The sequence below is a fragment of the Pseudomonas sp. GW823-FHT04A03 genome (genome assembly GCF_058796615.1).
Genome location: NZ_JBXAIV010000007.1, coordinates 64695 through 79039 on the forward strand (window position 1 = coordinate 64695; position 14345 = coordinate 79039).

15 protein-coding genes are annotated in these 14345 nt (G+C 61.8%); 8 read left to right on the plus strand and 7 right to left on the minus strand.

The window, feature by feature from the left end; translation table 11 throughout:
* Positions 1-2 precede the first annotated feature (2 nt).
* The gene (locus tag AC1Q9F_RS18425; protein WP_492620574.1) at positions 3-1706 is read right to left on the minus strand and encodes a copper resistance system multicopper oxidase; all 1704 of its coding nucleotides are present in this window, start codon (positions 1704-1706) and stop codon (positions 3-5) included.
* Positions 1707-1801: 95 nt separating this feature from the next.
* Entirely contained in the window at positions 1802-2284 is a 483-nt protein-coding gene (locus AC1Q9F_RS18430) for a hypothetical protein (protein ID WP_492620575.1), read from the minus strand.
* Positions 2285-2449: 165 nt separating this feature from the next.
* Between AC1Q9F_RS18430 and AC1Q9F_RS18435 the strand changes: the two genes are divergently transcribed.
* The 4 genes from AC1Q9F_RS18435 (at position 2450) to AC1Q9F_RS18450 (ending at position 4991) form a co-directional block, all read left to right on the plus strand.
* Positions 2450-3109 (plus strand): ribonuclease T2, encoded by a 660-nt coding sequence (locus AC1Q9F_RS18435; protein ID WP_085608249.1) that lies wholly within the window; start codon positions 2450-2452, stop codon positions 3107-3109.
* Between the two features lie 137 nt (positions 3110-3246).
* Complete coding sequence (locus tag AC1Q9F_RS18440) at positions 3247-3744, plus strand: PAAR domain-containing protein (RefSeq protein WP_085608250.1); 498 nt, start codon at positions 3247-3249, stop codon at positions 3742-3744.
* Positions 3745-3747: 3 nt separating this feature from the next.
* Entirely contained in the window at positions 3748-4476 is a 729-nt protein-coding gene (locus tag AC1Q9F_RS18445; RefSeq protein WP_492620576.1) for an alpha/beta fold hydrolase, read from the plus strand.
* 179 nt (positions 4477-4655) lie between these two features.
* Positions 4656-4991 (plus strand): hypothetical protein, encoded by a 336-nt coding sequence (locus AC1Q9F_RS18450; RefSeq protein ID WP_007955877.1) that lies wholly within the window; start codon positions 4656-4658, stop codon positions 4989-4991.
* Between the two features lie 22 nt (positions 4992-5013).
* On the opposite strand, the gene AC1Q9F_RS18455 is transcribed toward AC1Q9F_RS18450, so the two are convergent.
* Entirely contained in the window at positions 5014-5871 is an 858-nt protein-coding gene (locus AC1Q9F_RS18455; RefSeq protein ID WP_492620577.1) for a LysR substrate-binding domain-containing protein, read from the minus strand.
* 110 nt (positions 5872-5981) lie between these two features.
* Here AC1Q9F_RS18455 and AC1Q9F_RS18460 point away from each other — a divergent pair, with 110 nt between their 5' ends.
* The 3 genes from AC1Q9F_RS18460 (at position 5982) to AC1Q9F_RS18470 (ending at position 9234) form a co-directional block, all read left to right on the plus strand.
* A complete protein-coding gene (locus AC1Q9F_RS18460) occupies positions 5982-6686 on the plus strand; it encodes a haloacid dehalogenase type II (RefSeq protein ID WP_492620578.1) in 705 nt (234 codons plus the stop codon).
* Positions 6687-6701: 15 nt separating this feature from the next.
* Positions 6702-7475, plus strand: coding sequence for an aldolase (locus AC1Q9F_RS18465; protein WP_492620579.1), 774 nt, complete (start codon positions 6702-6704; stop codon positions 7473-7475).
* 187 nt (positions 7476-7662) lie between these two features.
* Complete coding sequence (locus AC1Q9F_RS18470; RefSeq protein ID WP_492620580.1) at positions 7663-9234, plus strand: sensor domain-containing diguanylate cyclase; 1572 nt, start codon at positions 7663-7665, stop codon at positions 9232-9234.
* 62 nt (positions 9235-9296) lie between these two features.
* On the opposite strand, the gene AC1Q9F_RS18475 is transcribed toward AC1Q9F_RS18470, so the two are convergent.
* The 4 genes from AC1Q9F_RS18475 to AC1Q9F_RS18490 all read right to left on the minus strand — a co-directional run bounded on the left by AC1Q9F_RS18475 (position 9297) and on the right by AC1Q9F_RS18490 (position 13660).
* Positions 9297-9587: a hypothetical protein gene (locus tag AC1Q9F_RS18475; protein ID WP_085686714.1), complete on the minus strand. Its 291-nt coding sequence runs from the start codon at positions 9585-9587 to the stop codon at positions 9297-9299.
* Positions 9588-9665: 78 nt separating this feature from the next.
* Positions 9666-12095, minus strand: coding sequence for a TonB-dependent siderophore receptor (locus AC1Q9F_RS18480; RefSeq protein WP_492620581.1), 2430 nt, complete (start codon positions 12093-12095; stop codon positions 9666-9668).
* A gap of 99 nt (positions 12096-12194) precedes the next feature.
* Positions 12195-13154 carry a FecR domain-containing protein gene (locus AC1Q9F_RS18485; RefSeq protein WP_492620582.1) on the minus strand — a complete coding sequence of 320 codons (960 nt, stop codon included), beginning with the start codon at positions 13152-13154 and terminating at the stop codon, positions 12195-12197.
* Positions 13154-13660: a sigma-70 family RNA polymerase sigma factor gene (locus AC1Q9F_RS18490; protein WP_207983396.1), complete on the minus strand. Its 507-nt coding sequence runs from the start codon at positions 13658-13660 to the stop codon at positions 13154-13156. The genes AC1Q9F_RS18485 and AC1Q9F_RS18490 overlap by 1 nt, the downstream gene beginning before the upstream one ends.
* A gap of 240 nt (positions 13661-13900) precedes the next feature.
* Between AC1Q9F_RS18490 and AC1Q9F_RS18495 the strand changes: the two genes are divergently transcribed.
* The gene (locus AC1Q9F_RS18495; RefSeq protein ID WP_007955895.1) at positions 13901-14341 is read left to right on the plus strand and encodes a carboxymuconolactone decarboxylase family protein; all 441 of its coding nucleotides are present in this window, start codon (positions 13901-13903) and stop codon (positions 14339-14341) included.
* Positions 14342-14345: the final 4 nt, after the last annotated feature.

Here is a 14345-nt window from a genome sequence, read left to right on the forward strand (position 1 = left end):
CCTCATTCTTCCACCCGCACTTCACGGAACATGCCCATTTCCATGTGGTACAGGAGATGGCAGTGATAGGCCCATCGGCCGAGCGCATCTGCAGTCACGCGGTAGCTGCGGCGGGTGCCGGGCGGCATGTCGATGGTGTGTTTGCGTACCTGGAAGTCGCCGTTTTCGTCTTCCAGATCGCTCCACATCCCGTGCAGGTGAATGGGGTGGGTCATCATCGTGTCGTTGACCAGCACCAGGCGGATCCGCTCGCCGTACTTCAACAGCAGAGGTTCGGCGTCGGAGAACTTGATGCCGTTGAACGACCAGGCGAATTTCTCCATGTGGCCGGTGAGGTGCAACTCGATGGTGCGGCTCGGGTCGCGGCCGTCCGGGTCTTCGAAAGTGCTGCGCAGGTCGGCGTAGGTCAGCACCCGGCGACCGTTGTTGCGCAGGCCGAGGCCGGGTTCGTCGAGTTTTGGAGCGGTGGTCATGGCTTGCATGTCTACCAGCGGGTTGTCCTTTTCGCTGTCGGGGTGCGACTGCATCGGGCCCATGTTCATGCTCGAGTGATCCATGCTGCTCATGTCCATCGAACCATGATCCATGCCGCCCATGCCCATGTCGTCCATGGTCACCAGCGGGCGCGGGTCCAGCGCCGGTACCGGGGCCGACAAACCGGCGCGGGCAGCGAGGGTGCCTCGGGCATAACCGGTGCGGTCCATGGCCTGGGCGAACAGGGTATAGGCGTCGGCGGCGGGTTCGACGATCACGTCGTAGGTTTCTGCCACCGCGATGCGCAACTCGTCGACGCTGACCGGTTTGACGTGCAGGCCGTCGGCGGCGACCACGGTCATTTTCAAGCCGGGAATGCGCACGTCGAAGTAGGTCATGGCCGAGCCGTTGATCAGCCGCAGCCGCAGCTTCTCGCCGGGGCGGAACAGGCCGGTCCAGTTGTTATCCGGGGCGTGGCCGTTCATCAGGAAGGTGTACGTGGCGCCGCTGACGTCGGCGATGTCGGTGGGATTCATCTTCATCTGCGCCCACATCGTGCGATCGGCGACGGTGGCGCCCCAGCCTTTTTTGCCGACGTCGTGGATGAAGTCGCCGACGGTGCGTTTGTGGAAGTTGTAGTAGTCGGACTGCTTTTTCAGGGTCTTCATCAGGCTGTCCGGATCTTCGTCGGACCAGTCGCTGAGCATCACCACGTACTCGCGGTCGTACTGGAACGGCTCCGGTTCCCGGGCGTCGATCACCAGCGGCCCGTAGACGCCGGCCTGTTCCTGCAAGCCGGAATGGCTGTGATACCAGTAGGTGCCGTGCTGGCGAACCTTGAACTGGTAGATGTACACGCCACCCGGTTCGATGCCCTTGAAACTCAGGCCCGGCACGCCGTCCATGTTGGCCGGCAGCAGAATGCCGTGCCAGTGGATCGACGTGCTGTCCTTGAGCCGGTTGCGCACCCGCAGCGTCACGGTGTCGCCTTCGCGCCAGCGCAGCAGCGGACCGGGCAGGCTGCCGTTGATGGTCATCGCGGTGCGGGGCTGGCTGGTGAAGTTGACCGGCGTTTCGCCGATGAACAGCTCGAAGTTGGTGCCGTTCATTTCATCTATCTGGCCTGGGCTGTTCAAGGCCCAGACCGGCGTGCGCCACAGGCCGAGGCCGCCGAGCAGACCGCCTGCGGCGAGGCCTTTGACGAAGGTGCGTCTTGAGGTGGTGGAAGGCATGCGCTGGAAGTCCCCGTTTGACCAATGACGGGGAGGCTAACCAGCGGCAGCTTTCAGCTGGCTGAGGGGCGGATTACAGTTGTGTCAGGTTCAACCTACAAACCGAGTCCTTCCTGGACTACCAACAACAGGTTGTTTTCCGTCAACGCAATCGCATCCAGCTGTTGCCCGGTTTCGAGCGTCTGCAACCACCAATGGCTTTCACCGTGTTCATCGACCGTGCGCAGCAGCGATGCTTCGCGCCCCGGCAGGACGATTTGCACGCGCCCCGAGCCGTCTTCGGTGAAGCGGGCGATGGGGTCGAACGTCAGGCTGTGGTGGTTGGCTTCGATGATCAACTGGTCGATGGCGTAGTCGTGGGTCTCGCCATCCGGTGAACTTTCGCAAACATGGGTAGGATTGCGCCGAATCTTCAGGCCTACCTCGGTGGCCGGTTGCAGCCAGCCCTCGATGCGGTGATACAAGGCGTAGACCTGGGCCGGCCAGCAATCGATCTCCAGTTCGGCGCAGGTGATTTCGTCAGCATGGGTGTGCCGGGTTTGTTTGAGTTTCGCGGCGAGTTCGTCTGCTTTACTCATGTCGGTTCCCTGTGGTGATTTCAACATCATCGTAGTCCTTTCAAAGTAATGCAGGTTTTGCCCTGCGTCATGCGCTTGCAACACGGGCATGACTCAATCAGCGTCTGGCCAAGTGACGGTCAGACCACAGAAACCACGGACGCACGCGTCCCAAGGAACGGGAACATGAAAAAGCTTTTTACAATTATGGCGCTGATTGCGCTGACGGTCGGTAGCATCGGCCTGAGTTCGGCACGCCAGTCGTCTGCCAGCAAGGCGGAATCGGTGGCGGGGGTATTCGATTACTACCTGCTGACGCTGTCCTGGTCGCCGACCTTTTGCCTGACCCACAAGGACGATCCGCAATGCACCGGCAAGGGCTACGGTTTTGTCCTGCATGGCCTGTGGCCGCAATACGCCAAGGGCGGCTGGCCGGAATCCTGCCCACCGCTGACCAACCTGTCCGCCGCCGAAACGGCCAAAGGCCTGACACTGTTCCCGACCAAAAAACTCCTCGATCACGAATGGAGCAAGCACGGCACCTGCAGCGGCCTCGGCGCGATGGGCTATCTGGACGAAGCGGACAAGGCGGTGGCGGCGGTGAAAATCCCGGAAGAGCTGCAACCGTTCAGCAGCTCTTATTACTTCGAAGCGCAGGAAATTGCCGACCTGTTCCGCAGGAGTAATCCGGGCATCCCGTCAGATGGTATCGCCGTGATCTGCAACGGCCCGGAACTCTCGGAAGTGCGTGTGTGCATGGGCAAGGACCTGCAATTCGGCGCCTGCGGCAAGGGCGTGAAAACCCAGTGCCGGGCGGGGGATATCCGGGTGCCGCCGTCGCGCTGACCGGAGCGGTTACCGACCATAAAAAACAGGCGCCTTTTCAGGCGCCTGTTTTTTTGCGTGCGGGTTTGAACAACGCCGCGACTTTGTTCATGCTTGCGCGCCAATGGATGATGACGCGACACCGCAAGGAGCTTTTCATGAGCGGAAAACCCGCTGCCCGAGTGACCGATCCGACCGCCTGCCCGTTGCCGGGGCATGGCACCAACCCGATTGTCAGTGGTTCGCCGAATGTGAATTTCGACGGGCTGCCTGCTGCGCGAATGACGGACAAGTCGGCGTGCGGCAGTCCGATCACCGGTGGCGTTGCCTCGACGGTTTTTATCAATGGCCTGAACGCCGCAACCCTGGACAGCACCGGTGGTCACGGGAATGTGGTGGTGGGCGGTTCCGGTACCGTCATCATCGGCGATACCGTGGTGAACGCTCCCTTCAGCGGCCTGCTGCCAATGCCGGTGCACTTCACTGACAAGTTGCAGTTGGTGAACGACACGACCGGCGAACCGATGCCGAATCATCCGTACATGATTCAGCGTGCGGACGGTCGGATGGAACACGGCGTGTCTGACGCCGCCGGTTTTACCCACACGATCAGTTCGCATCTTCCTGAAACCATCAAACTGTTTCTGGAGGAATGAGGCATGGGTGCGGAAACGGTCACGTGCGAGAAAGGCAACAATTACAAGCTGCACAAGGAACATCCGCTGACGGACAAGAAGGATGTCAGTGTGAAGGCTGTTTCGGTGGAGAGTACCAAGGCGGTTGTTGTGTTTGTGGGAGGCGCTGGGGATAAGGAGAGCTATTACTTTTCAGGGCCGTATGGAAACATTCAAGAAGCACGTAAGTACTTCGATCAGCGCGTTCAGGATTTGGCAACGGAGGGGAAATATAAATCGGATTGGTTGGGGTACAACGAAGTCAAAGGAAAGAAAGATATTCAGCGGTATGTTCTAAGCCTGATCCCTTACAAAAGCTGCCCCGTATATATCGTCGGTCACAGCCTCGGTGGCTGGAATGGCGCGCACCTGACAAAGATCATGTCCGAATGGGGATACCGGGTTCAGATGCTGGTTACCCTTGATCCGGTGGGTGAGGGCGCTTTGGTCTGGTTGGGCTCAGATATTTATTATGACCGTCCTGATCCGGTTGCGGCCAACTGGGTCAATATCAAGGCTACGCCTAGCAACAGAGACCCTTCAGATGGGGTCGCCGACTTTGGCGAAAAATGGCTTATCACTTGTGGCCCGTCACTGAACGTGAATGTGGATACCAATCATGCAAACGCTTTGGGTCTGTTTACCGCACGTATTGCGGGAAACAAGTCTGCTGGTGATCTGCTGTTTGACTCGATCATGGAGGAATTTTCCTGATGTATAGACTGTTCGTTTGCCTGCTTTTCGTGATTTGTTCTGGTTGTGCAAAAGACCATGTATGGCCTCCGGCGAATTTGAGCTACGTGTCTGTTGAGAGAGACAGGTCTCTATATGTAATCAGGTATCAGTCGAATGTTGATGTCTTGGATCTTTTTGGTCGGGGAGAGAGGGTAGGAATGGCTTCAGGCATGCTTCATTGTGCTTTGGCTGAAGATCAGGATTTCTCGGTTGGTAAAGCCATTCGGTTTTCAGCGTTTGGATTGATATCGCCGGATAAAAGAGACGGAGCCCCTGCGGGATACTCTTATCTGACCCATGCTTTCATTTCCGAGACGTCTAGCAACCGAAGCTCGGAAAGATACTTGTCAGTGGCAGAAATCAACCAACTCCTCTCAGGCAAACAACAAATCCCCTGCAAAGTCGTCGTCACCGCTTACGGCTACAAACCCTACTACTCAAACACCATGAACCTCCCCGTCGCAGACCTGCTGCGCGAAGTCAACAAGCCCTGAGTTCAGCGCCAATCGGGGGGGATCAAGCAAATCCCCCCGCATCCACCCCCAATTCCCCCCGCAAAAACTCCACCAACCCTCGCTGCAATCCACTCAACACCCCCTCGCGGCTGACCAATGCCAGCTCCGTCGGCGGCAGCGGCGGCAAATCCGTGCACACTCGATGTTCCGGCAACACCGCCGACGCCGGCAGCACCGAAACACCAAGCCCGGAGGCCACCGCCGCTTGAATGCCGGTCAGGCTGTGGCTGCCGAAGGCCACCCGCCATGGGCGTTGCGCCACGTCGAGCAGGCGGATTGCCCGTTGTCGGTACAGGCAGCCTTGAGGAAACAGCGCTAGCGGCAACACGCCATTGGATGAGTCGAATTCCACGCCTTTGACCCACACCAGTCTTTCCGGCCAGGTCGCCCAGGCGGGGCCGCTGTCGGGTTCGCGTTTGATCAGGGCGATGTCGATTTCGTCACTGTCGAGGCGTTGGCGCAGGTCGAGGCTCATGCCGCTGACGGTTTCCAGCCGCGCTTGCGGGTGGCTGCGGGTGAAGCCGGCGAGGATCAGCGCCATGCGTCGGGCATCGAAATCTTCCGGCATGCCGATGCGCAGGATTTCCAGATCCAGGTCGCTGGCCAGGGCTTCGCTGGCCTCGGCGGACAAGGCCAGCAGACGGCGGGCGTAGTGGATCAGCAGTTCGCCGTGCTCGGTGACGCTGACATTCAGCCCGGTGCGGTCGCGCAACAGGAGGGCGTGGCCGACCAGATCTTCGAGTTTGCGCACCTGTTGGCTGACCGTGGATTGAGTGCGGTGGACGCGTTCGGCGGCGCGGGTGAAGCTGCCTTCATCGACCACGCAGACGAAGGTTTTCAGCAGTTCCAGATCCAGCATGGCGGCGGTCTCGATATTTGTTTGGCAACTGACGGTTGGCTATTTATTTAATTTCACACTATCACTCCGAGTTCATAAGCTGAAGCCCTCACTTGCAGAGGAATGCCCCCATGACCTTGATCAACACACCGCGCCCGCATTGGCTGACCTTCGATTGTTACGGCACCTTGATTCAATGGGACGAAGGCCTGCGCGCCGTGGCCGAGCGGATCCTGAGCGAGAAGGGCGAGCACCGGGTCGACGCCGGGCGCCTGATCGAGGTTTACGACCGCCACGAACATCGCCTGGAACAGACGCCGCCGCACCGCTCGTTTCGAGAACTCAGCACTCTCGGCCTGCAACTGGCCCTGGAAGAACTGGGCCTGGCGAGTGCCAGCGAAGACAGTCAGCGCCTGGCCGCCGCGATTCCGCAGATGCCGCCGTTTCCCGAAGTCGTCGAGACCCTCGCGCAGCTCAAGGCCAAGGGTTTCAAGCTGTGCATCGTCTCCAACACCGATGACGACATCATCGCCGGCAACGTCGCTCAACTCGGTGGCCACATCGATCGGGTGATCACCGCGCAACAGGCCGGCGCCTACAAACCGGCGCCGCGGCTGTTCGACTACGCTCATGAACAATTGGGCGTCAGCCGCGATCAGGTGGTGCACATCTGCGCCAGCCCGATGCTCGACCACACGGCGGCCCGCGACATGCATTTTCGCTGCGTATGGATCGACCGCGGGACCGGTCGTCAGTTGCTGCCGGACTATCGGCCCGACGCGATCCTCAACACGCTGGACGAAGTGGTCCCGCTGTTCTCGTCCCTTGGCTGGTAATAGAGGAGTTTCGCCATGGCCCATACCCTCACCGGCAGCGCCCGACCCACGCGTTGCGCCTCGTTGAACCTCGACAGCGAAGCCATCATCACCGCCCGTCACGAACTGGCAGCGTGCTTTCAACTGGCGGCGCTGCACGGGCTGGAGGAGGGGATCTGCAATCACTTTTCGGCGATGTTGCCGGGGCACGCTGACCTGTTTCTGGTCAATCCCTACGGTTATGCGTTTTCCGAAGTCACGGCGCACAACTTGCTGGTCTGCGACTTCGACGGCAACGTGGTGGACGGCGAGGGCCAGCCGGAGGCCACCGCTTTCTACATTCATGCGCGGCTGCACCAGCGGCTGCCTCGGGTGAAGGTCGCATTCCACACCCACATGCCAAACGCGACGGCGTTATGCCTGCTGGAGGGGCCGCCGCTATTGTGGCTGAGTCAGACCGCGCTGAAGTTCTACGGGCGCACGGCGGTGGACGAGCATTACAACGGGCTGGCGCTGGATGAGCGTGAAGGCGACCGGATTGCCGGGGTCATGGGGGAGGCCGACATTCTGTTTCTGAAGAATCACGGGGTAATTGTCGCGGCGCCGACCATCGCCGAAGCCTGGGACGATCTGTATTACCTGGAACGTGCCGCGCAAGTGCAACTGCTGGCGATGGCTACGCAACGGGTGTTGAAACCGGTGCCGCACGCGGTTGCGCAACGGGCGTACGAGCAGATGCGCGAGGGCGATCCGGAAAGTGCGCGGGCGCATCTGCACAGCGCGATGCGGCGGTTGGCCCGTCAGGGCTGATGCGGGCAAAACGGGCAGGCAAAAATAATTTGTGTCGCAGGTCATCCAATTGCTCTGCACGCCGATAGCAACAGGGTCGGGATTGTCGCGGTGGCACTTGGTTGCCCCACACAACCCGGTGGGCTACGCTCACAAAAAACAAGGGTTTCGGGCCTTTGCCCCTGTCGTACCTGCCCAGGACACGCTTTTGCCTATCCCCATTCACGATCCGCATCAGGCCCCCGGCGGCACCCTCAAGCGTTTGCCCCTGCGCAAGGCGGCGGTGTTGTTCATCGTTGCCGTGTGTCTGTGCCTGTCCGGTCTGCTGTATTTGCAGATCGAACAGTCGCGGCGCCAGGATCTGGCGAGTGCGCAGGTGTCCTCGGCCAACCTGACCCGGGCCATGGCGCAGCAGGCCGAAGACACCTTTCTGGCGGCGGATCTGGTGATGACCAGCCTGGTCGACTGGGTTCAGGAAGATGGCTACGGTGCGGCGCAGAAGCCGCGTCTGCAGAGAACCTTCGCGCGGCGGGTGCAGCAACTGGAACAGTTGCACGGCATGTTCCTGTTCGACCGCGAAGGGCAGTGGGTGATTACTTCGTTTCCGGATCTGCCGCGCGGCAATGGCGTAGCCGATCGTGAGTACTTCAAGTTTCACCAGCAGAACGTGTCGGCCGTGGCGCACATCGGCCCGGCGATCCGCAGCCGCGAGAACGGTGAGTGGATCATCCCGATCTCGAAACGGGTCAACGACCGCGCCGGCAATTTCCAGGGCGTATTGCTGGCCGGGATCAAGATGTCGTACTTCGACAAGTTCTTCAAAAGTTTCAGCCTGGACGACAACGGCACCATGTTCCTCGGCCTGACCGACGGCACGCTGCTCGCCCGGCGGCCGTTCGACGAGGCCCTGATCGGCACCTCGCTGGCCAAGGGCGAGATCTATCAGAAGCTGCTGCCAAACGCTTCGGCCGGCACCGCGATGATCGATTCGGTGGTCGACGGTGTGACGCGTCTTTACGGTTACCGGCAGTTGGAAAGTTATCCGCTGGTGGTGTCCGCCTCTTCATCGCGGGACACGATTCTTCAGGGCTGGCATGACCGGGCTTTCCAGTCCAGCGTCATCGTGGCGCTGGTGATGCTCGGCGTAGGGCTGTTCGGCTGGGTGTTCATTCACCAGGTGCGCGATGGCGAGCGGATCGAGAAAAATCTGCGCAAGGCCCAGCGGGCGCTGGAGCAGATCGCGACCCACGACAGCCTGACCGGGCTGGCCAACCGGCGTCTGTTCGAGCGTTCGCTGGAAGTGGAGTTTGCCCGGGGCGCGCGGCAGTCGAGCCCGGTCAGCCTGATCATGCTCGATATCGACTTCTTCAAACGCTACAACGATGCCTACGGCCATGTGGCCGGCGACCATTGCCTGACGCAGGTCGCGCAGGTGGTGAAAAACTGCTGCCAGCGCAAATCCGATTTGGCGGTGCGCTATGGCGGTGAGGAGTTCGCGGTATTGCTGCCAGATACCGACATCAACGGCGCGCTGGCGATTGCCGGGCAGATCCGCCGCAGCGTCATGGACAAGCACATCACTCACAGTGGCTCGCCCACCGGTTATCTGACGGTGAGCCTTGGCTGCTATTCGTTTATTCCGCTGGGCAACGACAGCCCGGAACTGTTCATCCAGCGCGCGGACGCGGCGCTGTATCAGGCCAAGAACGCCGGCCGCAATCGCGCGGCCGTATTGTCGATGGACGTCGGCTTCGGCGAACTACTGCGCTCGGATCGCTGACAAAAAAACCGGTCGGGTTCAGACACAGGCCATGGCCTTCACCATGACCTGCTCTTGTTCGTTCAGCCGCCAGTGCCACCGCCGGCACCGCCCGTACCGCCACCGGCCGAACCGGTGCCACCACCCGCTCCCGAGCCCGAACCGCTGGCGCCGCCGTTGGTGCCGGTGCCGCCACCCGCGCCGCTGCCGCCGGACGGCGAGCCCGGCGTGTTGTCGGGCGGCATTTGTGAACCACTGGTGGAGCCGGATTTGGTGCCCGTGGCATCGGCGCCGTCGTTGGCGGCGAACGTAGCGGCCGAACCGCTGGCCAGCAGGCCGATCAGCAACAGCGAGGTGAGTTTGCGCGTCATCATGGTCTGTCTCCGGAAAGGGGATTTACCTGATATTGGTCTGACGCGCCGAACCCTTGGTGCCGGCCGTATGACGAGCGGTCAGAAGTCCACGGTCGCCGACACCTTCAGCGTGCGCGGCGTGCCCTGGGTCAGGTAGCCGCCGTTGGCCGAAGCCCAATAGGCTTCGTTGGCAACGTTCTCCAGATTGGCCCGCAGGGTGATCTGCTTTTCATCCAGTTTGAAGGCATAGCGCGAGCCGAGGTCGAAGCGGCTCCACGCCGGAATGCTCTGGGTGTTGGCCGCGTTCAGGTATTGGCCGCCGGTGCGCAACATCCGTGCGCTGAGGGCTGCGCCTTCGAGGCCCGGAATGTCCCAGTCGGCGCCGAGGTTGAACTGGAAGCGCGGCACCCCGACGGCGCGGTTGCCGTCATTCACGCCGTTGCTGCTGCCTTCCAGTTCAGTCTTCATCAGCGTTGCGCCGCTGAGCAGGCGCAGGCCGTCGAGCGGTTCGCCGTAGACGTTGAGCTCCACGCCTTTGTTGGTCTGCTGGCCGTCGACCCGGAAGATTCCGTCCTGGGTGTAGCTCGACGGTTGTTCGATGCGATAGACGCCGAGGTTGGCGCCGTAGCTGCCCATGTCCAGGCGCACACCGGCTTCGATCTGCTTGCTGCGCACCGGGGCGAAGGTTTCGTCGCGGTTGATCGCCGTGGTCGGCGGCGTCGGGCCTTTGGCCAGGCCTTCGATACGGTTGGCGTAGAACGAAACGTGTTCCCACGGCTTGATCACCAGACCGTAGACCGGGGTGGTGATCGACTCTTCATAGCTGGAGGTGCGGGCGCCAGTGGCGGTGCTCCAACCGTCGACTTTCAGCGCTTGGCGACGCACGCCGAGGGTCAGCAGGATGCGGTCGTCGACGAAACCGAGGGTGTCGGAAATCGCCTCGCTGCGCAGGATGTTTTTGCCGGTGATGCGCGGGTCGTTGATGTCGCTGGCAAACGAGGTAGGCGCCGGGCGCGGCTTGTCGGTGATGTCGTACAGGTTGGTGCTGTAGCGCCCGGCGGCGCCGACGGTTTCGAACGCCGAGCGCTGCTCGCCCCAGATGCCCGCCCAGCCGAGGTTCAACTGGTGCGTGACGGGGCCAGTGTCGAAGCGGCCATTGAGCCCGGCCATGGCGCTTTGGTTGTCTTCATCGTGGGGCGAGTAGAGCATGCCGCCACGGGCGTTGCCGTTGAGGTCGGTGACGGTCAGCGACGAGTACACACCGTTTTCGCGGGTGTGCTTGGCGCCGCCGGACACGTAGGCGGTCCAGTTGTCGTTCAGGTCGTATTCGGCGCGGGCCATGCCGAAGGTGTCTTCGAGTTGCGAGTAGCTCCAGCTCTGGGCGTAGCTGGCGTTGGCGTGCGGCACCTTGGGGGCTTTTGTCAGGCTCGAGTCGACATAGATCACCGAGCGACCTTGATTGATGACCTGCTTCTGATAGCCGAAATCGGTCGAGACCCGCAGGCGATCGCCGCGATAGTCCAGGCCGACAGTGAACAGCGACGAGCGCTGATCTTCGTCATCGACAGCGGTGTCGCCTTCGCGCTGCATCAGGTTGACCCGCGCGCCGAAGCGGTTGTCCTCGCCAAAGCGCTGGCCCAGGTCCAGATGCCCGCCGACCCGGCCGTCGGCGCTGTAGTCGAGGGTGACGCTGCGGGTCGGTGTGTCCATCGCGCGTTTGGGTTGCAGGTTGATCCCGCCACCGATGCCGCTGCCGCTCGGGGTCACGCCGTTGACGAAAGCGTTCGGGCCCTTGAACAGTTCCACTCGATCCAGCGCTTCGACGGCGATGATCTGCCGGGGCAGCACGCCATAGAGGCCGTTATAGGAAATGTCATCGGAGGCCAGCGGCAGGCCGCGGATCATGAACATCTGCGAGAAGTTGCCGAAGCCGTTGGACTGGCGCACCGAAGAGTCGTTGAGCAACACATCGCCGACGGTCTGGGCCTGCTGATCGGCCATGGTCTTGGCGGTGTAGCTGGTGACGCTGAAGGGCAGGTCGTTGACCTCCTGGTTGCCGAGCATGCCGATCTGCGCGCGGCGGGCGACCTGTTCGCCGCCGTAGGTGTCGCCGCTGTCGTCGTGCAGGGCGCTGACGTTGGTGGCGCCGAGCTCCAGCGCACCGTCCGCCGCGACTTTCGGGGCCACGGTGTAACCGTTGTGGCCGGTGCTGATCAGTTCGAAACCGCTGCCTTCCAGCAACCGGGCAAAACCGCTCTGCGCGGTGTAGCTGCCTTGCAGGCCGGGGCTCTGGCGATTGCCCAGTTGCGCCGGATCGAACGACAGCGGCACGCCGACGCTGACCGCAAATTGCGCCAGCACATGGCTGAGCAGGCCGGGGCCGATGTTGACGCCGCGGCTGGCGCTTTCACTGACGCTGTCGGCGGCGTGGGCGGCGGTCGGCAGCAGTGCGCTGAAGGCCAGGGCCAGGCTCAGGTTCAAGGCTTTGAGCGCAAATGTGGCGGGGCGGGGCGATGGCATTGCGGTCATTCGGTGTTCCTGTCGGGGGCGTGGAATTGAAAGGTCTATCCACTCACCGGATGAGTCGCGAAAAGGTATCAGCGAATATTGAAAATATTTTCCGAGTGCTCAGACACGGGGCTCCACCGACAGCCAATAGCGGGTCAGGCTGTTGATGTTCAGCGGCAACGTATCGCTGAGCAGACGCAGGCTGGCGTCGGTGTCGCGCAGGGAAAATGCTCCGGACACGCGCGTCGCCGCCACGTCCGGATGACAGCGCAGCACGCCGCGGCGATAGCGGCTCAGCTCGCCGAGCAATTCGTCCAGACGCATGTTGCTGGCCAGCAGCATGCCTTTGTCCCAGGCCAGGGATGCGGTGTCGAAGGTTTCGGCACTGTCGAAGCTGTTGAGCTTGAAGCGCTGGCGTTCGCCGGCCTTGAGCACCGTATTTTGCTTGAGCAGTTGCGGGGTGATTTTTACCCGGCCTTCGAGGACCGACACCTGGCTGCGCGAGCCTTCGATGCGTACGCAAAACCGTGTTCCCAGCGCGCGAGCAGTACCTTGCGGGGTTTCGACAATGAACGGACGGGCGCTGGCGTCGGCGGCGGTGTTGATCAGCACTTCGCCGTTGAGCAGCAGGACGCGACGCTCCACCGGGCTGAAAGCGATGTCCACGGCGCTGTCGGTGTTGAGCATCAGTTGGGTGCCGTCCGGCAATTGCAGGTTCTTTTGCTCGCCGATGGCGGTGCGCTGGTCGGCGGTCCATTGCTGCCACGGCACATGCTGCGAGGCAATGCCCAGTGGCCCGGCCATCAACAGCAAGCCGAGGCGGGTGAGGGTCTGGCGACGGCTCAGGCCTTCTTTGCGGGAGGCGCGTTTCAAGGTCTGGATCGCGACGTTGGCCGGCACGCTGCGTAAATCCCCCAGCAGCGCTTCGGCCCGTTGCCAGGCGATGGCGTGCTCGGCGCTGCGGGTGCGCCACTGGGCGATGGCCTGATGGTCGGACGGGGTGGCGGTGCCGGAATGCAGTTGCACCAGCCAGTCAGCGGCTTCGCCGAGAATCTGCGGATTGATCATCGACGAATTCATCAGGCGACACTCAGGCAGGCAATGAACGCGGCACGCATGTGGCGTTTGACGGTGATCAGCGAAACGCTCAGGCGCGTGGCGATCTGCGCGTAGGTCAGGCCTTCGATCTGCGACAGCAGGAAGGTCTCGCGGGTCTGCTCGGGTAGTTCGCGCAGCAGCGCTTCGATGCGCCACAGGGTCTCGAGAATCAGGTAACGGGTTTCCGGCGAGGGCACTTCGGCGGCGGGCAGGTGCGCGATGGTTTCCAGATACGCGCGCTCCAGGTCCTGCCGGCGCCAGCGGTCGATCACCAGGCCCTTGGCGATGTGCGTCAGCAGCGCCCGGGGTTCGCTGCCCAGTGGCTTGATCACCTGCCGGGTGAGCAGGCGCAAAAACGTGTCGTGTGCCAGGTCGGCCGCATCGCAGCGATTGCCCAACTTGCGCTGCAGCCAGCCCTGCAGCCACCCGTGGTGTTCGCTGTAGAGCGTCTGGACTTGCTGATTCAACGGCTGATCGAAGGACGACATGAAGGGCAGATACTCGTTTCGGGCGTCCGTTGCCAAGGGTGCGGTCGTGAGTGCGAAAACTGTGCAATTAAGAATTGATCGCATTCTAGTGGCGCGGAACGAGTGCTGGCAATTGCCCTTTCACACTTTCTTTTCTGACGCGAAAGGAGTGGCCTACCCGTCTTCTGGGAGATTGGCTATTTGCCTGGCCCGGCCCCGGGACTAACGTAGCCACACATTCACTTGCCCCGGAGAGTCGCCATGAAACCTCGTATCGATTTCTACACCGCGTCCCCAGATGCCCTCAAAGCGATGATCGCCCTGGAAACCGCCGTCTCCAAACTGCCGCTGGAAAAGACCCTGATCGAGCTGGTCAAGCTGCGCGCTTCTCAGATCAACGGCTGCGCGTTCTGCATCGACATGCACACCGCCGACGCGATCAAGGGCGGCGAAACCCCGCGCCGGTTGTTCGCCGTGACCGCTTGGCGTGAAGCGCCGTTCTTCACCGAACGTGAACGCGCCGCGCTGCTGTGGACCGAAACCCTGACCCAGCTGAGCCTGACCCACGCCCCGGACGAAGACTACGAAGTGGTCGCCGCCCAGTTCTCGCCCAAAGAAATGGTCGACCTGAGCGTGGCGATCAGCACCATCAACAGCTGGAACCGCCTGGCCGTGGGCTTCCGTAAAACCCCGCAAGCCTGATCGA